At 62.7% G+C, this 21,243-nt stretch carries 17 protein-coding genes and 1 pseudogene; 13 read left to right on the plus strand and 5 right to left on the minus strand.

Features of this window, described 5'->3' with window-relative positions; translation table 11 throughout:
* Positions 1-12 precede the first annotated feature (12 nt).
* On the plus strand, positions 13-2,784 hold the full coding sequence (locus GKR99_04920; protein ID NKB26923.1) for a DUF4159 domain-containing protein: 2,772 nt from the start codon (positions 13-15) through the stop codon (positions 2,782-2,784).
* Positions 2,781-4,835, plus strand: a complete 2,055-nt coding sequence (locus tag GKR99_04925) for a hypothetical protein (GenBank protein NKB26924.1) — start codon at positions 2,781-2,783, stop codon at positions 4,833-4,835. The genes GKR99_04920 and GKR99_04925 overlap by 4 nt, the downstream gene beginning before the upstream one ends.
* A gap of 160 nt (positions 4,836-4,995) precedes the next feature.
* On the opposite strand, the gene GKR99_04930 is transcribed toward GKR99_04925, so the two are convergent.
* Positions 4,996-5,352 (minus strand): hypothetical protein, encoded by a 357-nt coding sequence (locus GKR99_04930; protein NKB26925.1) that lies wholly within the window; start codon positions 5,350-5,352, stop codon positions 4,996-4,998.
* A gap of 103 nt (positions 5,353-5,455) precedes the next feature.
* On the opposite strand from GKR99_04930, the gene GKR99_04935 reads away from it, so the two are divergent.
* Positions 5,456-6,892, plus strand: a complete 1,437-nt coding sequence (locus GKR99_04935) for an FAD-binding protein (GenBank protein ID NKB26926.1) — start codon at positions 5,456-5,458, stop codon at positions 6,890-6,892.
* A gap of 123 nt (positions 6,893-7,015) precedes the next feature.
* Complete coding sequence (locus tag GKR99_04940) at positions 7,016-7,459, plus strand: hypothetical protein (protein NKB26927.1); 444 nt, start codon at positions 7,016-7,018, stop codon at positions 7,457-7,459.
* A 217-nt stretch (positions 7,460-7,676) separates the two neighbouring features.
* Here GKR99_04940 and GKR99_04945 read toward each other — a convergent pair.
* Positions 7,677-8,635 (minus strand): annotated as a pseudogene (locus GKR99_04945) (IS630 family transposase).
* A 170-nt stretch (positions 8,636-8,805) separates the two neighbouring features.
* On the opposite strand from GKR99_04945, the gene GKR99_04950 reads away from it, so the two are divergent.
* The 4 genes from GKR99_04950 to GKR99_04965 all read left to right on the plus strand — a co-directional run bounded on the left by GKR99_04950 (position 8,806) and on the right by GKR99_04965 (position 12,877).
* The gene (locus GKR99_04950) at positions 8,806-9,921 is read left to right on the plus strand and encodes an FAD-binding protein (protein ID NKB26928.1); all 1,116 of its coding nucleotides are present in this window, start codon (positions 8,806-8,808) and stop codon (positions 9,919-9,921) included.
* Entirely contained in the window at positions 9,918-11,201 is a 1,284-nt protein-coding gene (glcF, locus tag GKR99_04955; GenBank protein ID NKB26929.1) for a glycolate oxidase subunit GlcF, read from the plus strand. Before GKR99_04950 ends, glcF begins: the two co-directional genes overlap by 4 nt.
* 186 nt (positions 11,202-11,387) lie before the next feature.
* Entirely contained in the window at positions 11,388-12,221 is an 834-nt protein-coding gene (locus tag GKR99_04960) for a trypsin-like serine protease (protein NKB26930.1), read from the plus strand.
* 185 nt (positions 12,222-12,406) lie between these two features.
* Complete coding sequence (locus GKR99_04965; GenBank protein ID NKB26931.1) at positions 12,407-12,877, plus strand: Hsp20 family protein; 471 nt, start codon at positions 12,407-12,409, stop codon at positions 12,875-12,877.
* Positions 12,878-12,990: 113 nt separating this feature from the next.
* Here the strand turns inward: GKR99_04965 and GKR99_04970 are convergent, their stop codons facing one another.
* The 3 genes from GKR99_04970 to GKR99_04980 all read right to left on the minus strand — a co-directional run bounded on the left by GKR99_04970 (position 12,991) and on the right by GKR99_04980 (position 15,900).
* Positions 12,991-13,173: a hypothetical protein gene (locus tag GKR99_04970; protein ID NKB26932.1), complete on the minus strand. Its 183-nt coding sequence runs from the start codon at positions 13,171-13,173 to the stop codon at positions 12,991-12,993.
* Positions 13,174-13,217: 44 nt separating this feature from the next.
* Entirely contained in the window at positions 13,218-15,290 is a 2,073-nt protein-coding gene (locus GKR99_04975; GenBank protein ID NKB26933.1) for a DUF3520 domain-containing protein, read from the minus strand.
* A gap of 67 nt (positions 15,291-15,357) precedes the next feature.
* Entirely contained in the window at positions 15,358-15,900 is a 543-nt protein-coding gene (locus GKR99_04980; protein ID NKB26934.1) for a sigma-70 family RNA polymerase sigma factor, read from the minus strand.
* Between the two features lie 150 nt (positions 15,901-16,050).
* Here GKR99_04980 and sdhC point away from each other — a divergent pair, with 150 nt between their 5' ends.
* From sdhC to GKR99_05005, 5 genes are all read left to right on the plus strand, one after another.
* The gene (gene sdhC / locus GKR99_04985; protein NKB26935.1) at positions 16,051-16,434 is read left to right on the plus strand and encodes a succinate dehydrogenase, cytochrome b556 subunit; all 384 of its coding nucleotides are present in this window, start codon (positions 16,051-16,053) and stop codon (positions 16,432-16,434) included.
* Between the two features lie 10 nt (positions 16,435-16,444).
* The gene (sdhD, locus tag GKR99_04990; GenBank protein NKB26936.1) at positions 16,445-16,816 is read left to right on the plus strand and encodes a succinate dehydrogenase, hydrophobic membrane anchor protein; all 372 of its coding nucleotides are present in this window, start codon (positions 16,445-16,447) and stop codon (positions 16,814-16,816) included.
* A 9-nt stretch (positions 16,817-16,825) separates the two neighbouring features.
* Entirely contained in the window at positions 16,826-18,631 is a 1,806-nt protein-coding gene (locus GKR99_04995) for a succinate dehydrogenase flavoprotein subunit (protein ID NKB26937.1), read from the plus strand.
* Between the two features lie 367 nt (positions 18,632-18,998).
* Entirely contained in the window at positions 18,999-19,274 is a 276-nt protein-coding gene (locus GKR99_05000) for a hypothetical protein (protein NKB26938.1), read from the plus strand.
* Positions 19,275-19,677: 403 nt separating this feature from the next.
* Positions 19,678-21,063 (plus strand): IS1182 family transposase, encoded by a 1,386-nt coding sequence (locus GKR99_05005; protein NKB26939.1) that lies wholly within the window; start codon positions 19,678-19,680, stop codon positions 21,061-21,063.
* Positions 21,064-21,243 lie beyond the last annotated feature (180 nt).

Here is a 21,243-nt window from a genome sequence, read left to right on the forward strand (position 1 = left end):
CGATGGCTTGTCATGCTGACGCTCGGCACCCTCGGCTTCACCGCGCCCTGGCTGTTGCTGGGCCTGATCGTCCTGCCGATCCTTTGGCTTTTGCTGCGCGCCGTGCCGCCCGCACCAATCCGGCGGCGCTTCCCCGGTGTTGCCCTGCTGCTGGGCTTGCAGGATGAGGATAACGAGGCTGACAAGACGCCCTGGTGGTTGCTGTTGTTGCGGATGCTGGCGGTTGCCCCTGTGATCATCGGATTTGCCGGTCCGGTTCTGAACCCGCAGGATCGCGTGCCGGGCGACGGACCGCTGCTGATCCTTGCCGATGGCAGTTGGGCGGATGCTCGCGACTGGCCGCGCCGCGTCGACCGGATCGAGGCGGCGCTGGCCGAGGCGGCGCGCGATGGCCGCACAGTGGCGATTGCGCTGCTCAGCGATCCGCCGACGGGCGCGCTGAATTTTCAGGGCGCGGATGTCTGGGGAACACGTCTGGCCGGGCTGCGCCCGCAGCCTTGGGCGCCGGATGGCGAAACGCTGACCGATTGGGCGGACGGTTGGGGCGAAACACGGTTTGAAACCCTGTGGATATCCGACGGGCTGGATGCTGACTGGCGCGACGATCTGCTATCCTCGCTGGAAGATCGCGGCCCAGTGACCGTTTTCGAAAGCCCGCGCCCACTGCTGGGTCTGCGCCCGGCGCGGTTTGAAGATGGCCTCGTCGTGACCGCGGCCACCCGCGCCGCCCCCGGCCCGGCCAGCGAGGTGACCGTGACCGCCCATGGCCGCGACCCCGGTGGCACGGAACGCGCATTGGCACAGGCGACATTGGCCTTTGAAGAGGGCGCGACCGAGGCTGAGGTTGCCCTGTCGCTGCCCCCCGAACTGCGCAACCGGATCACCCGGTTTGAACTGTCCGGCGTCCGCTCGGCCGGGGCGATCAGCCTGACGGATGACGCCCTGCGCCGCCGCGAAGTCGCGCTGATCGCCGGGCGGCAGGATCGTGAGGGGTTGGAGCTGCTCTCGCCCACACACTACCTGGAACAGGCCTTGATCCCGACCGCCGATCTGATTGACGGCATGATGGAGGAAATCCTGCTCGCCAACCCGGATGTGATCGTGCTGGCCGATGTGGCCACGGTTGCGGATCCCGATCCACTGGTCGACTGGGTCGATCAGGGCGGCATGCTGCTGCGCTTTGCCGGGCCGCGCGTCGCCGCGTCCGATATCAGCCGGGCCGAGGAGGATGCGCTGATGCCGGTGCGCCTGCGTTCGGGCGGGCGTACTGTCGGGGGGGCGATGTCCTGGGGTGAACCCAAGGCGTTACGAACGTTTGCCGAAGGCTCACCTTTCTTCGGGCTTCCCTTGCCCGGTGATGTCACCGTCTCGGCCCAGGTGATGGCGCAGCCAGACCCAACGCTGGCGGACCGGGTGATCGCCTCGCTGGCGGACGGAACACCGCTTGTGACACGCAAACGGATCGGGCGGGGGCAGGTGGTGCTGTTCCATGTCACCGCCAATGCGGAATGGTCGACGCTGCCACTGTCGGGGCTGTTCGTGGCGATGCTGGAACGCCTGGCCGTCTCGACCCGCCCCAACGTCCCGAGTGCCAATGATCTGGCCGGGACGACCTGGGTTGCCGACAGCGTGCTTGACGGATTCGGAGAGGTGCTGGACGCCGGAAACCTAAGCGGGGTCGCGGGCGAAATTCTGGCCGAAGGGCAGCCGGGGCCGGATTTGCCACCGGGGCTATACGCCGGGGATGACCGCAGGATCGCCCTGAACGTGATCGGCGCCGAGACTGCGTTGGCCACAACCAGTTGGCCCGCGCGGATCGTCGTCGAAGGGCTTGAGGTGCTGCGCGAAACGCCGCTGAAAGGCGCGTTGCTGGCCGCGGCGCTGGCACTGCTGGCGCTGGACGTCATCGCCTCACTATGGTTGGCGGGTCGGCTGACGCGGCCCCGCGCCGGGCGCGCCGCCGCGATGCTTTTGGCGGGCGTTCTGGCCCTTGGCATGGCCGATGACGGGCAGGCGCAATCGGGCGCGGAAGACTTCGCGCTGAGTGCGACCGGCGACGTCGTCCTGGCCCATGTCCTGACCGGGGACACCCGGTTGGACGACACCGGCCGCGCCGGAATGCAGGGGTTGTCCGATGTTCTTTGGCGGCGCACGTCTATTGAACCGGCTGAACCGATTGGCGTGAACCTGGAAACTGACGAGATTGCGTTTTTTCCCTTCCTCTACTGGCCAATCAGCCCCGACCAGCCGACACCAAGTGCCGAGGCTTATGGCAAGCTGAACGCCTACCTCCGTTCGGGCGGGATGATCCTGTTTGATACGCGCGATGCGGATGTCGCCGGATTCGGTGCGGCGTCGGCCAATGGGCGCAAACTTCAGGCACTGGCGCGTCCGCTTGATATTCCACCGTTGGAGCCGATTCCAGCAGACCACGTTCTGACCCGCACCTTCTATCTGTTGCAGGATTTCCCTGGCCGTCACGCCAGCCGCGATGTCTGGGTCGAAGCCGCCCCGCCGGACGCTGAACAGGTTGAGGGGATGCCGTTTCGCAACCTCAACGACAATGTCACACCCGTTGTGATCGGCGGCAATGACTGGGCCGCCGCCTGGGCCGTCAGCGCCAATGGATCGGCGATGTTTCCGGTGGGTCGTGGTTTTGCCGGTGAACGCCAGCGCGAGGTTGCGTATCGTTTCGGGGTCAATCTGCTGATGCATGTGCTGACCGGCAATTACAAAAGCGATCAGGTCCATGTGCCGGCCCTGCTGGATCGGTTGGGACAATGAGCAATTCGGTGATCTTCGCGCCCTTGCTGGCCTGGCCGATGGTCTGGGCGGCAGCGCTGCTGGTTGGCGCGATGGTGCTGCTTGCGATCGGGCGCGGGTTGCCGGGATGGTGGCTGCGCGGGCTGGCCGGGCTGGTCCTGCTGGCCGCTTTGGCGAACCCGTCTTGGCAGCGCGAAGATCGCGAGGCGTTAAGCGATATCGTCATCCTTGTCGTCGATGAAACCGCCAGTCAGGCCATCGCGGACCGCCCGGATCAGGTCGCAGATGCCGTCGCGCGGATCGAGGCCGAGATTGCGCGCCTGGACAATACCGAGTTGCGGATCGTCCAACTGGGCGATGCCGAAGGAGATGGCGGCACACTGCTGATGAGCCGACTGGCCGAGGCGATGGCCGAAGAACCGCGCGCCCGGCTGGCCGGGGCGATCCTGCTCAGCGATGGGCAACTCCATGATATCGGGGCGGCGCCCACAATGCCCGCGCCACTGCATCTTTTACTGACGGGGCGCGCAACAGATTGGGACCGGCGCCTGCAGGTCTCGAACGCGCCCGCCTTCGCGATATTGGGCGAACCGGTGACGCTGACGCTTCGGATCGACGATCAGGGCGCGGTGCCGGATGGGTTGGGCACAGAGGCCGAGTTGCTGATCTCGGTCGATGGTGGTGACCCGGAACGCTTTGTCGTGCCGGTGGGGCGCAATCTGGAACTGCCGGTGACGCTGCCCCACGGCGGTCTGAACGTGATCCAGTTTACGGTGCCCGAGGCCGAGGGCGAGTTGACCGACCGAAACAATTCCGCCGTCGTCCAGATCAACGGCGTGCGCGACCGTCTGCGGGTGCTGCTGGTCAGCGGCCAGCCGCATCCGGGTGAGCGGACCTGGCGCAATCTGCTGAAATCCGACAGCTCGGTCGATCTTGTGCATTTCACCATTCTGCGCCCGCCGGAAAAACAGGACGGCGTGCCGGTGGACGAGCTGTCGCTGATCGCCTTTCCAACGCGAGAGCTGTTCCTCGACAAGATCGACGAATTCGATCTGATCATTTTCGACCGCTACAAGCGGCGCGGGATCCTGCCGCAGCTCTACCTCGACAATGTGCGCAATTACGTTGAAGAAGGCGGTGCGGTTTTGATCGCGGCGGGGCCGGATTTTGCGGGGGCCGAATCGATTTGGCGATCGCCATTGGGGGATGTCTTTCCGGCAGAGCCGACAGGCCGGGTTCTGGAAGAAGGCTTTCTGCCGCGCCTGTCCGATCTTGGCCAGCGTCACCCGGTGACCGAAGGGCTGGACGGCGGTGGCGATGATCCGACCTGGGGACGCTGGTTCCGCCAGATCGATATCAACGCACGCGGCGGGCAGGTCGTGATGCGCGGCATCGACGACCGCCCGCTTCTGCTGCTGGACCGCGTGGGTGAGGGGCGCGTGGCGCTTATGGCCTCGGATCACGCATGGCTCTGGTCGCGCGGGTATGAGGGGGGCGGACCTCAGCTGGAGCTGTTGCGCCGCCTCGCGCATTGGATGATGAAAGAGCCGGAGCTTGAAGAGGAGACGCTGGCCGTTGCCGCCGAAGGCCAGACGATGACAATCACCCGCCGGACGCTTGGCGATGACGTTGGTCCAGTAGAAGTGACCGGCCCGGACGGCGCGACCGCGTCGGTGACGCTGGAACAATCCGGCCCCGGCACCTGGACGGCGGTTTGGGAGGCACCGCAAATCGGACTGTTTCGGTTGCAGGAAGGCGATGTTGAGGCCGTGATCGCCCTTGGCCCCGCCGCCCCGCGAGAGTTCGAACAGACGATTGCGCGCGCGGATCGCCTTGAACCCGTTCTGGCCGCGGCCGGGGGCGGGGCATTGATTCTGGAAGCGGGCGCGCCTGATGTGCGCACGGTTCGCCCGGGCCGCCCGGCGGTCGGACGCGGCTGGATCGGCGTCACACCGCGCGGCGCATACCGGACGCTGGACGTGCGAGTGATCCCTTTGGTGTCTGCCTGGCTGTTCCTGGCACTGGCCGCACTGCTGATGATCGGCGCATGGCTGCGTGAGGGCCGCAAATAGGGGGCGGGCGCATTGCGCAATGCTGCTTTGGGAATGCTGCGGCTTCTGGCGAAATAATCTTTAAGACGGGCATGCGATGGCCCGTCACGCCAAAGGCGTATACGCTTCTAAAGACCGGCGCTCGCCGTCAGACACCGTTGCAGATCAAGCGGAGGACGTTCTACCGCAACTCCAGCCGAAACTGCGTGCCGCCCCAGCCTTCGGTCAGGGTGCGCGCTTCGATCATCACATGATCCAGGTCCGCCGGAATCACGATGCCCGACTGGCTGCGCGTGAAGGGCTGTTCATTCACATGCGGATGCGCCAATACGCGCTGGCCAAGCTCGGCCCCGTCCGGGCCCAGAACGCGCCAGCCATCGGCGTAGTCTTCCCAGCCGGTATCGCCATGGGACAGCGTGACCGAGATCGACCAGCTATCCCCGGATTTCATCGCAGTTGCGCCTTCGATGACGGCAGGATCAGCAAGGGCGGTTGCAGACACGAAAATCGCGGCGGTGGCGGATATCAACTGTTTCATCCCCTCAGTCTGCCCGATCCGGGCGTCCGCGTCGCCCCCGCTTGTTGTCACAGTCCCGTGGGGCTAGGGTTTTGCGACCCGCTAGAAACAAGGTTTCACGCCGATGGATATGCCTGCCCCGGATGCCGCGATCATCGCGCGAAAGGCCGACGTTGTGGCCCGCTTGCAGGCGGTTCTTCCCGAAGGGGCGGTGATTCACGATCCGATGCAGACCCGCGCTTATGAGTGCGACGGGCTGGTCGCCTATAAATGCCCGCCGCTGGCGGTGGTGCTGCCTGCGTCGACGGCGCAGGTGTCCGCCGCGTTGAAGATCTGTCACCAGATGGGCGTGCCGGTGGTGCCGCGCGGGTCGGGCACCTCGCTGGCCGGTGGGGCGCTGCCGACGGCTGACAGTGTGATTCTGGGCGTCGCCCGGCTGAATGCGGTGCTGGAAACCGACTATGACAACCGCGTGATCCGGGTGCAGTCGGGGCGCACCAACCTCAGCGTGTCGGGCGCGGTCGAGGATCAGGGTTTCTTCTATGCCCCCGATCCGTCCTCGCAACTGGTCTGCGCGATTGCGGGCAACATCGCGATGAATTTGGGTGGCGCGCATTGCCTGAAATACGGCGTCACCACAAACAACCTGCTTGGTGTGACGATGGTTCTGATGGACGGCACCGTGGTCGAGGTTGGCGGCGCGCATCTGGACGCGCCGGGGCTGGATCTGCTGGGCGTGATCTGCGGCAGCGAAGGACAGTTGGGCGTGGTGACCGAGGCGACGCTGCGCATCCTCGCAAAACCCGAAGGTGCCCGCCCTGTGCTGATCGGTTTTGACAGTGACGAGGTTGCCGGGGCTTGTGTCTCTGACATCATCAAGGCGGGCGTCCTGCCCGTCGCAATCGAGTTTATGGACCGCCCCTGCATCCGCGCGACCGACGAATTCTCGGGCGCAGGCTATCCCGATTGTGCGGCGATGCTGATCGTCGAGGTTGAGGGGTCTGAGGCCGAGATTGCCGAGCAACTAGGCGTCATCACCGGGATCGCCCGACAGCATGACCCGGTCGAATTGCGCGAAAGCCGCTCGCCCGAGGAAAGCGCACGCATCTGGCTGGGGCGCAAGGCGGCGTTCGGGGCGATGGGGCAGATCAATGATTACATGTGTCTGGACGGGACAATCCCGGTCAGCGCGCTGCCACAGGTGTTGCGGCGGATCGGCGAGATGTCGGAAGAATACGGCCTCGACGTCGCCAATGTTTTCCATGCGGGCGATGGGAACATGCATCCGCTGATCCTGTTTGACGCCAACAAGGACGGCGATTTGCAGATCTGTGAAGCGCTGGGCGCTGAGATCCTGAAACTTTGCGTTGAGGTGGGCGGCTGCCTGACCGGAGAGCACGGCGTCGGGATCGAAAAGCGGGAACTGATGCGGGTGCAGTACTCCGACGACGATCTTGAGGCGCAGATGGCCGTGAAAGACGTGTTCGATCCCGCGTGGTTGTTGAACCCGGCCAAGGTGTTTCCGTTGACGATCAGCCGTGGGCACCGCGAGGCGACCTGACGAACACCACTCCGCCGCGTTTCGCGCCCGACCTTGTTTGAACCCATTCGCTCCCTCCGCCGACAAACAGGCAGATCGCACCGAATGGTCGGTCGGTCGACGAAACCAAAGGGGGACAGAATAATGGCTGCACTTTCCATCAAATCTCTCACCGGCGCAGCTTTCGCTGCGACAATGATTTTCTCGGCGTTCGGCACCACCACCGCCGAAGCGGCCAACACGGGCCCATCGATCGGCAAAACCAGCAATAACGAAGGCCGCGCCGTCGTCCAGTCGCCGAAACCCGTAAGGCCCATTGTCGTACCCTTCGCTTTGAAATGCGAGGTCCGGGGTTCCCCTCAATACGATAACCGTAGCAATCATATTTCAATATCAACCACTGGCCGTCATTTAATGCCCAGAGGGACAACGTATAAATGGCGCGTTCCGGAAATTGGTAAATCTGGCCAGTACACCACGAAACAGATCCTGCCGCCTGGATGGGCAATCGAGCACAGAGTGATACCAATTACCGAGCTCGGAATTCCTGAATCTGTAAAATGCCACGCGAGAATCATTACGAAATAAGCGTTCAAAATGCGATCGGCGAGCAATGAACAAGTCAGACGAACCGACATCGCAAACTGCGCGTATCCAGTCGTATTGAGCAAAACGCTGGGGCAACGCAGGTAAAACCATGTTGCGCGCATGCGACGGCAACCCAAAAAAGCCTGCGTCAGGCGGAAGTCATTGCAACAGCCATAGTGCGCATTGGGCCTGGGCGCCGACCTAAAGCGTTTCGACATTAACCTGAGACATATCCGGCGGCCTTAAAGTAGTTCCAGCATTCTACTGGGTCGTAGAGATCGCAGATTGCTCCGATTGCTTCGAAGACCTGGGTAAAGGACCTGGCCCCGATCCGTCGCAAATGGGCTTTCAGTTTAGAGAAGGCCTGCTCGATGGGATTCAGGTCGGGCGAGTACGGTGGCAGGTAAAGGAACCAGCAGCCGTGATTGCGTAAAGCCTGCGTCGCCTCCTTATTCCGGTGGGTTGCCAGGTTGTCGAGAATGACGACAGTGCCGGGGTTGATCTCGGGGACCAGCACTTCGCGGATGTAGGCCGCGAAGGCGGGGCCATCTATCGCTCCCTTGATGACCCAAGGTGCGATCAGCGCGCCTTGGGTCAGGCCCGCGATCAAGGTTTGGGTTCCCCAGCTTCCGAAGAGCGCATCCATCGTCAGGCGCTTACCGCGCTTGGCTCTGCCGCGTAGGCGCGTGAGGTTTGTCTTCACTGCGGTTTCGTCAATAAAGACAACGCGCTCAGGAAAGGTCGCAATGGCTGGCGAGCGGTATCTGAACCAGTCGGCCCGTTGCTGCCTTACCTTGGCGCGGCGGCGCTCGGTTGCGACCAGCGACTTTTTTTGTACGTGAAGCCGAGCCGGGACAGAAGGTTGGCGATGGAGGAGTGATGCACCCGCACACCCTCTGCATCGGCCAGCGCATTACGCAACTCAAAGAGCGTGATGTCAGGGTCTTGTGCGATCAACTCCTCAAAGAATTCCCGATGCGGAGCCAGCTTTCCCTTGCCGCGCGGCGGTCCCTGCCGGGCAGGTTCCGCATGACCCTTCATCCTCACCTGACGCGCCCACCGCGCGCCTGTGGCAGGCGACAGCTTCAACCGCAACGCCGCCGCGCGCCCGCTCAACCCTTCTTCAATGTATCTCTGAAACCGTATCCGAAGCGCAGATGGCAAAGGTGCTGACATGATCCATCCTCCCAAACAGGATGAATCACAGATCAGGTCTCAAGGGAATCCCTCGCGATTCAGGTTCAAGCCGAAACGCTTTATTGTGCGGCTGTGCCCGTTGACGTAGGAATTCCGGCAGGGTGTCGCTTGGACGCCCCTGGATAATTCCCAAGACAAAGTTGCGCTGTATGAGACCTGAAACAGAAGCCGAGCTGTCTCAGGCTGTGCGTGATGCGCCCGGTCCGCTGACGATTGTCGGCGGCGGGACCCGTGCGCCTTCCGGGAACGGGGCGCATTTGTCGAGCTGCGGGCTGAGCGGCATTCGCCTTTATGAACCCGGCGCGCTGACGCTGGTGGCGGGTGCCGGAACGCCGCTGGCCGAGGTACAGGCGGCGCTGGCCGAGCATGGTCAGCAGCTTGCTTTTGAACCACCCGACATGCGGCGATTGCAGCCCGGGGTGGCCGAGGGTGGCAGCGGTGACGCAACAATCGGCGGCGTGGTGGCCACCAACGCTTCGGGCCCGCGCCGGATTCAGACCGGCGCGTGTCGCGATCATCTGCTGGGGGTGCGGTTTGTTGATGGGGCCGGGACAGTGATCAAGAACGGTGGCCGGGTGATGAAGAATGTCACCGGCTATGATCTGGTCAAGCTGATGTGCGGCAGCCATGGCACGCTGGGTGTGCTGAGCGAGGTTGCGTTGAAGGTTCTGTCGGGTGCTGCTGCCACCGCCGTTGTGCGGATCGCCGGGCAGGGCGTTGGCGGGGCCGTTACCACGATGTCCCAGGCGCTGGGGTCCCCGTGGGCCGTCACTGGGGCGGCGCATCTGCCGGGGGCGATGCCCGAAACGCTGATCCGGGTTGAAGGGTCGGCTGCCTCAGTTACAGAACGTGCCAACAAGCTGGCCGCCTTTCTGGGGCAGGGGGCGCAGATCGATACCGACCCGGACCCGGCGATCTGGGCCGATGTTCGCGATGCCGCATTGTTTGTGGATGGGTCCGAGGATGTCTGGCGGATCAGCGTCAAACCAAGCGACGCACCCGAGGTTGTGCGCCGGGTTCCGGCCAGCAAGACACTGCTCGACTGGGGTGGCGGGCTGATCTGGGTGGGTGTTGCGCCGGGTTCGGATGTGCGCACCATGCTTGGCGGTATCTGTGGACATGCGACGCTGCTGCGCGCCGATGCGGCAACGCGCGCGCGGCTTGGTATGTTCCAGCCAGAGCCCGCCCCCCTGGCCGCGATTTCCGCCGGGCTTCGCGCGAAATTCGACCCGCGCGGCATCCTGAATCCGGGGGTGATGGGATGAAGACAGAATTCAGCGACGCCCAGCTTGCCGACCCCGACATCGCGCGCAGCAACGATATTCTGCGGGCCTGTGTCCATTGCGGATTCTGCACCGCGACCTGCCCGACCTATCAGGTGCTGGGGGATGAATTGGACAGCCCACGCGGGCGCATCTATCTGATCAAAGATATGCTGGAGGCCGGTCGCCCGGCGGATGAGAAAACCGTCAAGCATATCGACCGCTGCCTCAGCTGTCTGGCCTGCATGACGACCTGCCCGTCAGGCGTGCACTACATGCATCTGGTCGATCACGCCCGCGCGCATATCGAGGCGACCTATCGCCGCCCGATGGGCGAGCGCTTGCTGCGTGGGCTGTTGGCCCGCGTTTTGCCCTATCCCCGCCGGTTCCGGATGGCCCTGCTGGGGGCGAAAATGGCGCGCCCGTTTCGCCGCTGGCTGCCTGACGCGCGGCTTCGTGCAATGGTGGCGATGGCGCCGAAAACCGTACCGCCAGTGTCGCGCAACGACGATCCGCAGACCTTCCCGGCAGTCGGGGACCGCAAGATGCGCGTCGCGCTGATGACAGGTTGCGCACAGAAGGCGCTTAACACCGATATCAACGACGCCACGATCCGCCTGCTGACGCGGTTGGGGGCCGAGGTCATCGTCGCGCGCGGGCAGGGGTGTTGCGGCGCGCTGGTGCACCACATGGGCCGGGTCGATGAAAGTCACCGGTTCGCCCGCGCCAACATCGCCGCCTGGTGGGGCGAGGGTGCGCTGGATGCCATCGTCATCAACACCTCGGGCTGTGGCACGACGGTCAAAGACTACGGCCACATGTTCCGCAACACGCCCGAGGCTGAGGCGGCCAAATGGTCCTCGGACATAGCGATGGACGTGACCGAGGTAGTGGCAAAGCTGGGCCTGCCTGACGGGCCGGGCAATGGCCTGCGCGTCGCCTATCACGCGGCCTGTTCGCTGCAACATGGCCAGCAAATCAAGACCCTGCCCAAAGACCTTCTGCGCACAGCAGGGTTCGAGGTGGTAGAGCCTGCCGACAGTCACCTCTGCTGCGGCTCAGCCGGAACCTATAATCTGATGCAGCCCGAGATCTCGGGCCAGTTAAAGACGCGAAAAGTGCAGACGCTGGAAGCAACAGCGCCCGAAGTGATCGCTGCGGGAAACATCGGTTGCATGATGCAGATCGGCGGCGGGACGGGCTTGCCCGTGGTCCATACCGTCGAATTGCTGGATTGGGCGACAGGAGGCCCCAAGCCAGCGGCACTGGTGAGTCAGCCATAGGCCGAGACGTCATCATTGCCTGTCTTCTTTTCACAAATACTCCGGGGGCGTGGGGGCTGGCCCCCACTCAACAGCCGCTCCAACGCGCGAACTGAGCACTGGGACTGCAAAACCTCAGCCCTGCCACAATCCTGTCAAATCCTTGCCGCCGGATTGAAATAGTTTCGAATGCGTGAACAATCGGGGCTGATCATGATGCGCGCTTTCCTTCTGACTTTGACGTCCGCCCTGTTTTTGGGCGCTCCGGCGTTGGCAAATGACCCGACCGCGCTTTCCAAACTGGTCACCGGGAATGATTCGAAAGGCTGGGAGGCCGTCGGCCGCATCGACGTGGCCGGGCGCAGTTTCTGCACCGGTGCGCTGATTGCGCCCAATCTGGTGCTGACGGCGGGGCATTGCCTGTTCAATCCCAAGACCCTGGCGCGGGTCGCCAATGACGAGGTTCAGTTTCGCGCTGGTTGGCGCAGCGGGCGGGCATCGGCCTATCGCGGTGTGCGCAGCAGCGTCGTGCATCCCGATTTCGACTATGGCGGGCCTGACAAGGTGCATCGCGTCGCCAACGATCTGGCCTTGCTGGAACTGGATCATCCGGTCGAAAATGTCTCGGTCACGCCGTTTGATATTGCAAAGCGTCCGCGCAAAGGGGCCGAGGTTGCGGTGGTGTCTTATGCTGTGGATCGCGCCGATAACCCAAGCCTGCAACAGCTTTGCCATGTGCTGGCCCGTCAGTCCGGGGCGCTGGTTCTGTCGTGTGATGCCAATTTCGGAACCTCGGGGGCGCCGGTCTTTGTGATGGATCAGGGGGTCGCGCGGATCGTTTCGGTGATCTCGGCCAAGGCGGATCTGAAGGGCAAGACCGTGTCGCTGGGTACGTCGCTGCAAAAACCACTGGCCGAGATGCGGACTTTGCTTGCCGCACAGCCCGGTCCGGGCACCACGACGGCAGGATCGCTTCCCAAAGTGCGCCGGTTGTCGGTCGGCGAACAACGCAATACCGGTGCGAAATTTTTGCGCCCGTGATCGTTGATCAACGCTAGATCGCTGATATTACGCAATAAATCACCCTCCCCCACGCCCCTTGAACGGGGTCGTGGGAATGCCCATATCGCTGATGTCGGATGCCTTAACAGGGTTCGGCGCTTCACCTGCCCGTCCGATAATCGGAGGGCTGACATCGTTATCGCTTATGCAAAGGATGACCTGATATGCGTAGTTTTGACCTGACACCCCTGTACCGTGCCACCGTTGGTTTCGACCAGATGGCCGACCTGATGGACCGGGTGCTGACCGAACCAAGTGGCGGGCAGACCTATCCCCCCTACAACATTGAAAAAACCGCCGAGGATGGCTGGCGTATCTCGATCGCTGCCGCTGGCTTTGGCGAAGACGACCTGAACGTGGAAGTGCGCGAAAGCAACCTGATCGTGTCGGCCAAACGGGCCGAAGATGACGCGGGGCGCAACTTTCTGCACCGTGGCATCGCCACCCGCGCGTTTGAACGCCGCTTCCACCTGGCCGACCACGTCAAGGTGTCCGGCGCGTCTTATGTTAACGGCATGCTGAACATCGACCTGGTGCGCGAAGTGCCCGAGGCGCTGAAGCCGCGCACGATCCAGATTGCCAAAGGCAAGACGGTCGAGGCGAAGGTTGTCGAGAAGAAGAAAAAAGCCGCCTGAGGCCGCTTTTGAGCTGATTGTGTTGAAAAACTCCGTTTTAGGGCCTGAACGATGATTTTTCTTTCCATGCAGCCCGATCCTAAATTTTTGGCGCGGGGGTCGGCCCAAATCGCCTACATGCGCTCACGCGCAGCCATGCGCTGTCTCGTGGTCAAAGCTTTCCGACTATTTCGCTTCATAGGTTTTCGCAAGAAATCCGCGACGCTCTGATTTCGGAGTTTTTCAACACAATCAGCTGAAACGAGGCGCGTCCCGAAAGGGGCGCGCCTTTTTCTATTGCAGCGAAGGTCTTTCACCGAACACGCCTTCATAGGGGTACTCGGCGAATATGCTGTCTGGCCTAACGGGTCAGACTCTCGGCCAGCCGCATCAGCGTGATCGCCTCGGCCCGGTAGCCGAAGTCGTCCGCGCCGCGCCCCTCGGTCGCCAGGGCGATGGCATCCGCATAGGACCAGTCGCCGATGTAATCTGACCCGCGCAGCAACTGGCCGAACCCCGCAATCGCGGCGGCAAAGACCATGTCGGTGTCGGGCGCCTGGGTGCCAACCGGGATCGGCGCTTCAATCAACCGACTGGTCGCCGCACCCGGTTCTTTCCAGCGCAGGCGCAAGAACGCCAGCTCGCTGTCTGATCCGGTCGTGGTGACCTCGGTGGAGCCATAGCGCAGCGGATCGTTCAGGATCGCGGGGCTGCCAACCGGCGTCACCTCGTAAAGCGCGGTGACCTGATGACCGGCTCCAATCTCACCCGCGTCCACGGCATCGTTGTTGAAATCCTCACGCCTGAGCGCGCGGGTTTCGTACCCGATCAGCCGGTATTCGGCGACAGTTGCTGGGTTGAATTCGACCTGCACCTTCACGTCGCCTGCAATCGGGAACAGCGCCCCGGTCAGCTGGTCGACCAGCACTTTTCGCGCCTCGGACAGCGTGCCGATATAGGTGGCCTGCCCGTTGCCGTTCTGCGCCAGCGCCTGCATCGTCGCGTCATCCAGATTGCCGCGCCCGAAGCCGAGGACGGACAGGTAGGTGCCGGAGTCACGCTTGTCGGCGATGAAGGTTTTCAGCGCTTCCGGATCATTCAGCCCGACATTGAAATCACCGTCCGTCGCCAGAATGATGCGCGACACCTCGCCATCCTCGGCCATGGCTTCAGCCACCTGATAGGCCTGCTGCAACCCAGCCTGTCCGGCGGTCGACCCGCCTGCCTCAAGTCGATCCAGCGCGGTCAGAATGGTGCTGCGATCCCCCGCAGCGGTCGGGGCCAGCACCTGCCCGGCGGACCCGGCATAGGTGACGATGGCGACCTGATCTTCGGGGCGCAACTCGGCCAGCATCAGGCGAAAGCTCTGCTTCAACAGCGGCAGCTTGTCGGCGTCCTGCATCGACCCGGAGGTGTCGATCAGGAACACCAGGTTCAGCGGCGGGCGATCCGCCAGTGCGGGGAGTTCGCCTTGCAGGCCGATGCGCATCAGCTGGGTGTCGGGGTTCCACGGCGTTGCGCTGACCGAAACGGTTGGCTGAAACGGGGCCGCGCCGCCGTCCGGGGCTGCGTAATCGTAAGGGAAATAGTTCACCATCTCCTCTATCCGCACGGCCTCTGCCGGGGGCAGGCGGCCAGATGTCAGGGATGACCGCACCACAGACCAGCTGGCCGTGTCCACATCGACCGAGAAGGTCGAGACAGGTTCGGTGGTGACCGATTTCACCGGGTTCGCCGCCTCGTTGGCGAAAACCTCGGTGTCCGTTTCGGGCTGCAGGGCAATTACGTCCTTTTCAATGACCAGTCCAGTCGCATTGTCCGCGGCATAGCCTGCAACGGACCCGTCCATGGCCTGCGGTAAAGCCAGTGATTCCGCAGCTTCATTCGCCACACGGCTGCGCCCGGCAATAATTGTATTCGGGGCTTGCTTGACGCTGACGGTCGGCCTTGCCGGTGCGGCAGCCGCAAGGTCGGCATCGTCAAACGCAATGGTTTCCAGCACAGGTTCGGGGGCTGCTTCTTCCATCTCGACAGCATCGGCCAGAACCGTTTCCGTACGCAGATCGCGGCGTTCGAGGGTCGCGGTGTCCGTGGGCACTGCAAGAGGTTGGTCGCGCAGCACGATGTCCCCGCCACCGCCCGGCGTCAGCAAATCCCGTGTCTGCGGGGTCACGATCAGAAATCCAACAGCGACCAGCGCCGTGGTGGCGGCGAGGCCACCGCGAGAGGTGAGGGTGTTCAGCATGGTTGACGCTCCTTGTCCGATGCTCGCCCACCATGGGCGATCGGACATGGGACGCGGCTGTGGGCGCGATCCTTGGGCGGCGTCGAAATTTTCCTGTGCGGCGCGCAGGATTTCGCCGCGCCGAGCCGGGTCGGGCGGCGGTGTGGCGGCGGCAAGCGCGCGTTTCAGATCGTCGAGGTCGTCGGTCATGTTCGGCATCCTTCGCGCATGGGGCGCGGTTTGGATTTGAGTATTTGTGAAAAGAAGACAGGCAGGGTCATGGGCCAGCCTCTTCGGTTTCGCGCAAGGCGCGCAGGTGTTTTCGCACTTCAGACAGCCGCCAGCTGACGGTGCCCTCGGAGATGCCAAGCGCGTCTGCCGCCTCGGCGTGGGTGAGCCCGTCGTCCATCGTCAGCGCCAGCGTGTCGCGCAGATCGTCGGGCAAACTGGCCATGGCCGTGGCCAGCCAGTCCTGCGCCTCGGCGGCCTCCTCCGCCTCGGCCCGGCGGGCCAGTTCCACTTCTCCCCAGCCGCTGGCGGCCTTGGCGTGGGTCGCGGCGCGGCGGCGGCGGTCATGGGCGGCGTTGACTGCGACGCGGTAGAGCCAGGTGGTAAATCGCGACTCGCCGCGAAACCCGCCCAGCTTGCGCGGCAGGGCCAGGCAGATGTCCTGCGTCAGATCCTCAGCCTCGGCCCGGTTGCCCAGGCTGCGGAAGGCGAAGGCGAACAGGCGGTCATAGTGGCGGTCAAGCAGGCTGGCAAACGCCGCCCTGTCTCCGCCAGCCGCCGCACGGGCCAGGCCTTCATCGCTCACTGTCATGCGCATCACGTTTGGTTCGACGCGCGCGGCGCGTCAATCCTTGGGGCGGCGGCGAAAAAACTTCGCAGCGGCGATGTTAGCGCCGCCACCCCCGTGACACCGCCGTGAAAAGGGCTATTACCTTAAGTGGCGCAATTCAGGGAGCCACCCATGGCCGACGTGAACCGGGGCAATCGCCCGCTCAGCCCGCATCTGGCGATCTATCGCCCGCAGATGACCTCGATGACGTCGATATTCGTGCGGCTGACCGGGAACGCGCTGCTGGTGGCGGCGCTGATGATCGTCTGGTGGCTGTTGGCAGCGGCGACGGGGCCGGGGGCCTTCGCGGTGGCGGACGGGTTCATGCGGTCCTGGTTCGGCGATCTGGTCATGGTGCTGTCGCTTTGGGCGATCTGGTATCATTTGCTGGGGGGGCTCAGGCATCTGATCTGGGACACCGGGCGCGGGCTGGACCTGAAAAGCGCCTATGCGATGGGCTATGTCATGATCGGCGGGTCGCTGGTCCTGACGCTTTTGACGATCATCGTGCTGTAAGGGGGCTGGAATGGCATTTCTGACGGATAGAAAACGGGCCGAGGGGTTGGGATCGGCCAGGACCGGCACGGCGCATTTCTGGTCGATGACGGTCAGTTCCGTGGCGCTTCTGATCCTGATCCCGCTGTTCCTCTTCACCTTCGGCGCAGTGCTCGGCCAGCCGTATGAGGCTGTCGTCGCCTACTACGCGCGCCCCGTTCCCGCACTGATCGCCGGGCTAACGCTGATCGTCGGGTTTCATCACTTCAAGGGTGGCGCGCAGGTGCTGATCGAAGATTACGTGCATGGGTTGGCCAAGCACATCGCGATCCTGGCCGTCACTTTCATCAGTTACGCAGCGATGGCGGCCGGGGTTTATGCCCTGATCCGGCTGGCGCTTTAGGGGACCGGTATGGCGGAATACGACTATGAAACCCACGAATATGACGTGGTGGTTGTGGGGGCCGGTGGCGCCGGTTTGCGCGCAACACTGGGCATGGCCGAACAGGGGCTGCGCACCGCATGCGTAACCAAGGTCTTCCCGACGCGCAGCCACACCGTCGCCGCGCAGGGCGGCATTGCGGCCAGCCTGTCGAATATGGGGCCGGACCATTGGCAGTGGCACATGTATGACACCGTCAAAGGGTCAGACTGGTTGGGCGATACTGACGCGATGGAGTATCTGGCGCGTGAGGCGCCCAAGGCGGTTTACGAGCTGGAACACTACGGCGTCCCGTTTTCGCGCACTGAAGAGGGCAACATCTATCAGCGCCCCTTCGGCGGTCACACGACCGAATTCGGCGAAGGCCCCCCGGTGCAGCGAACCTGTGCGGCTGCGGATCGGACAGGGCACGCGATTCTGCATACGCTTTATGGTCAAAGCCTGAAGCAGAAGGCGGAATTCTTCGTCGAATATTTCGCCATCGACCTGATCATGTCCGATGACGGCGTCTGCCAGGGTGTGCTGTGCTGGAAGCTGGACGACGGCACGCTGCATGTCTTTGCCGCCAAAATGACGGTTCTGGCAACCGGCGGCTATGGTCGTGCCTATTTCAGCGCGACCTCGGCCCACAGTTGCACTGGCGATGGTGGCGGCATGGTCGCGCGCGCTGGGCTGCCGCTTCAGGATATGGAATTCGTGCAGTTCCACCCAACCGGGATTTATGGCGCCGGGGTACTGATCACCGAAGGCGCGCGGGGCGAGGGCGGATATCTGACGAACTCGGAAGGTGAGCGGTTCATGGAACGCTATGCCCCGACCTACAAGGATCTGGCCAGTCGGGATGTGGTCAGCCGTTGCATGACGATGGAAATCCGCGAAGGGCGCGGCATCGGCGACAAAAAGGATCACATCCATCTGAATCTGTCGCATCTGCCGCCGGAAACCCTGGCGCTACGCCTGCCGGGGATCAGCGAAAGCGCGCGGATTTTCGCGGGCGTGGATCTGACAAAGCAACCGATCCCGGTCATTCCGACCGTGCACTATAATATGGGTGGCATCCCGACGAACTACTGGGGCGAGGTTCTGAACCCGACCGAGGGTGACCCGGATGCCATTGCGCCGGGCCTGATGGCCGTGGGTGAGGCTGGTTGTGCAAGCGTGCACGGGGCAAATCGCCTCGGCTCGAACAGCCTGATCGACCTGGTGGTCTTTGGCCGCGCGGCGGCAATCAAGGCGGGTGAGGTTGTGGACGCCGCCAGCGCCGTACCGACGCCGAACAAGGCAAGCATAGACGCCGGACTGTCGCGGTTCGACGCGCTGCGCAATGCCGGCGGCGCAGTGCCGACGGCGAACCTGCGTGATGAAATGCAGGCCGCGATGCAGGCGGATGCGGCGGTGTTCCGCACCGACAAGACGCTGGCCGAAGGCGTCAAAGCGATGACCGATATCGCGGGTCGCGAAGACGACCTGCATGTCACCGACCGCAGCCTGGTCTGGAACAGCGACCTGATGGAAACGCTGGAACTGACCAACCTGCTGCCCAGTGCACTGGCCACCGTGGTCAGCGCCGAAGCCAGGAAGGAAAGCCGCGGCGCCCACGCGCATGAAGATTATCCGGACCGTGACGATGACAACTGGCGCAAACACACGCTGGCAACCGTCGACGGCAGCAACGTGGCTCTGACCTATCGCCCGGTGCATCTGGACCCGCTGACCGATGAGCGCGACGGTGGTATAGACATGAAGAAAATCGCTCCTAAAGCGCGGGTGTATTGACAGGGGTCGGTTCGGACGATCTGCCAACGAAGCAGAGATCGCCGCGTCGCCGAAAATTCTCGATGCGCTTGCGGGTTATTGATACTTGGGCAGGGCCAGTTCCGCGCCTTCGGCGCAAGATCAGAAGCCGCCACCTGCCTGCCCGGATGTCCGTCATGGGTTGCGATTTCGACCTCCACCCGGCCAGACATACGGCTGAATTGCCAAGAACTGGCAAACTGATCTTCTGGGCGGTCCATGGAAACTGGTGTAATGGTGGATCGCAACCTGCTTCTTAAGCCGGCCCCGCATCCAAGGAGGAGTTGAAATGCGTCACGCAAGACACCTTGTATCCCAGACCGGGGCATCACAAACTGCGGTCGCGCGGCTGTCGGGTCTTACCGGCATTTTGCTGTTTGCGTCGCTTACCGCTTGTGGGCCGGTGTCACCTGAATTGGCCGCCAAGCAATGCACCGAGCGTGCGCGCGCGGCAACCGGCCCGACAGGCAAGATCGAGATTGGCGGCGGCAACAGGGGCTTCCACACTGGTGTGGAAATCGGCATTACTTCGGACTTCATTTTAGGGCGTGATCCGCAACTGGTTTATGAAAACTGTGTATTTGACAAAACCGGGCAGGGCCCGATCCGACCGCTGGTGCTTTAGTGGTGAGCGTTGCAGCTCAACCGGTTGGTCGTTATGCCCCCTTTTTCTTGCAGGGGCCTTCATACTATGGTCTTCAGTTCATTGTCGGGTCTCGCTCTGACCCCGGGAACCAGTGGAGTTGGACCGAGTGGCGGCATCACTAAAAAGAGGTCTGCGTCGTGCTTGGGGCCGTCATTATATTGATTTTCTGGCAGACATGCACCGATCGATACAGCCCAATTGGTATCTGGAAATAGGTAGTCAAACCGGGCGTAGCCTGATGCTGAGCCAGGCAAAATCCGTCGCTATTGATCCAAATTTTGTGCTGAAACATGACGTGGTAGGCCAATTTTGTTGAAAAACTCCTGCTTGATCGAGGGCTATGGCGCTGATTCAATCCTCTCAACAAGCGGGAGGATCAGCCATGATGGGACCGAGGCAGGAAGCACAGGCGGCGCTGTTCTATGAGTTCTCGCTGGAAGACCATGTCCCGCAAGATCACCTGCTGCGATCGATTGATCGTTTCGTCGATCTGAGCAGCATCCGCGCCCATCTTGCCGATTTCTACAGCCACACCGGTCGTCCTTCGATCGATCCTGAACTGCTGATCCGGATGCTGATCGTCGGTTACTGCTTCGGCATCCGGTCCGAGCGGCGGCTCTGTGAAGAGGTACACTTGAACCTCGCGTACAGGTGGTTTTGTCGGCTCGACCTGGCCGATCGGGTGCCGGATCACTCGACCTTTTCAAAGAACCGGCATGGTCGGTTCCGCGAGAGTGAGCTGCTGCGCCATCTCTTCGAGACCACGGTCGCGCGATGCATCGCCGAAGGTCTCGTCAGCGGTCAGCGCCTGGCCGTCGATGCCAGCTTGATCGAGGCGGATGCCAACAAGCAGTACTCTGCGCCAAAGGAAGAATGGGACATTGCGCGGATCGATGCAGACGCTGCACCCCGCGCGGTCCGCGAGTATCTCGACACTCTGGATGAGGCCGCATTCGGAGCAGCGACACCGGTCGAGCCAAAGTTCACGTCCTATTCCGACCCAGCCAGCCAGTGGACGGCGGCGCGTAAGGGTCCCGCATTTTTTGCCTACTCCGACAACTATCTCATCGATACCGATCATGGTGTCATCGTCGACGTGGAAGCGACACGGTCGATCCGTCAAGCCGAGGTGGGGTCAACCAAGACGATGCTGAAGCGGGCCAAAGAGCGCTTCGATCTTCATCCCGAACGGCTGATCGCCGACACCGCCTACGGATCGGGACCCATGCTCGGATGGCTGGTGGGTGAAAAGATCGCACCGCACATCCCGGTCTTCGACAAAGCCGGGCGCACCGATGGCACCTGGTCCCGAGCTGACTTCGAATGGGATGCCGAGAACAATCAATACATCTGCCCGGAAGGCGAGGCTCTGAAGCAGTTCCGCCGAAACTACTCCGACCCCAATCGCGGCCCAACCGGCAAGGGCGTGGCCAAGTACCAAGCGCTGAAGCACACCTGCCAATCCTGTCCTTCCAAGCCGAAGTGCTGCCCGAATGCCGACGCCCGTAAGATCACCCGTGAGGAACATGAGGACGCTCGCGACATCGCCCGCGCAATCGCCAAAACGCCGCAATACAAGATCTCGGTGAAGCTCCGGAAGAAGGTCGAAATGCTCTTTGCCCACCTCAAGCGCATTCTCGGCCTGGGACGGCTCCGATTACGTGGACCATGCGGCGCAAATGACGAATTCCTGCTCGCCGCCACTGCCCAAAACCTTCGCAAACTGGCAAAGATCTTTCCTGCACCGCAGCAAACGCGCAAAGCCTGATCAGAAAGGCGCTCGCGCTATGTTCAAATCGCTACTTTCTGCGCCCGCAACACGTTGTTTTTCCACAGAATCGGCCGATTGTGTTGAAAAACTCCGTTTTAGGGCCTGAACGATGATTTTTCTTTCCATGCAGCCCGATCCTAAATTTTTGGCGCGGGGGTCGGCCCAAATCGCCTACAT

Source organism: Paracoccaceae bacterium (genome assembly GCA_012103375.1).
Taxonomy (GTDB): Bacteria; Pseudomonadota; Alphaproteobacteria; order Rhodobacterales; family Rhodobacteraceae; genus WLWX01.

Bases quoted from the DNA above. Each gene is read 5' to 3' on its own strand.
- sdhC (NKB26935.1), top strand. From the start codon at position 16,051: ATGGCCGACGTGAACCGGGGCAATCGCCCGCTCAGCCCGCATCTGGCG.
- GKR99_04920 (NKB26923.1), top strand. From the start codon at position 13: ATGCTGACGCTCGGCACCCTCGGCTTCACCGCGCCCTGGCTGTTGCTG.
- GKR99_04925 (NKB26924.1), top strand. From the start codon at position 2,781: ATGAGCAATTCGGTGATCTTCGCGCCCTTGCTGGCCTGGCCGATGGTC.
- GKR99_04940 (NKB26927.1), top strand. From the start codon at position 7,016: ATGGCTGCACTTTCCATCAAATCTCTCACCGGCGCAGCTTTCGCTGCG.
- sdhD (NKB26936.1), top strand. From the start codon at position 16,445: ATGGCATTTCTGACGGATAGAAAACGGGCCGAGGGGTTGGGATCGGCC.
- glcF (NKB26929.1), top strand. From the start codon at position 9,918: ATGAAGACAGAATTCAGCGACGCCCAGCTTGCCGACCCCGACATCGCG.
- GKR99_04935 (NKB26926.1), top strand. From the start codon at position 5,456: ATGGATATGCCTGCCCCGGATGCCGCGATCATCGCGCGAAAGGCCGAC.
- GKR99_04930 (NKB26925.1), bottom strand. From the start codon at position 5,352: ATGAAACAGTTGATATCCGCCACCGCCGCGATTTTCGTGTCTGCAACC.
- GKR99_05005 (NKB26939.1), top strand. From the start codon at position 19,678: ATGATGGGACCGAGGCAGGAAGCACAGGCGGCGCTGTTCTATGAGTTC.
- GKR99_04975 (NKB26933.1), bottom strand. From the start codon at position 15,290: ATGACCGACGACCTCGACGATCTGAAACGCGCGCTTGCCGCCGCCACA.
- GKR99_04950 (NKB26928.1), top strand. From the start codon at position 8,806: ATGAGACCTGAAACAGAAGCCGAGCTGTCTCAGGCTGTGCGTGATGCG.
- GKR99_04965 (NKB26931.1), top strand. From the start codon at position 12,407: ATGCGTAGTTTTGACCTGACACCCCTGTACCGTGCCACCGTTGGTTTC.
- GKR99_04980 (NKB26934.1), bottom strand. From the start codon at position 15,900: ATGACAGTGAGCGATGAAGGCCTGGCCCGTGCGGCGGCTGGCGGAGAC.
- GKR99_04995 (NKB26937.1), top strand. From the start codon at position 16,826: ATGGCGGAATACGACTATGAAACCCACGAATATGACGTGGTGGTTGTG.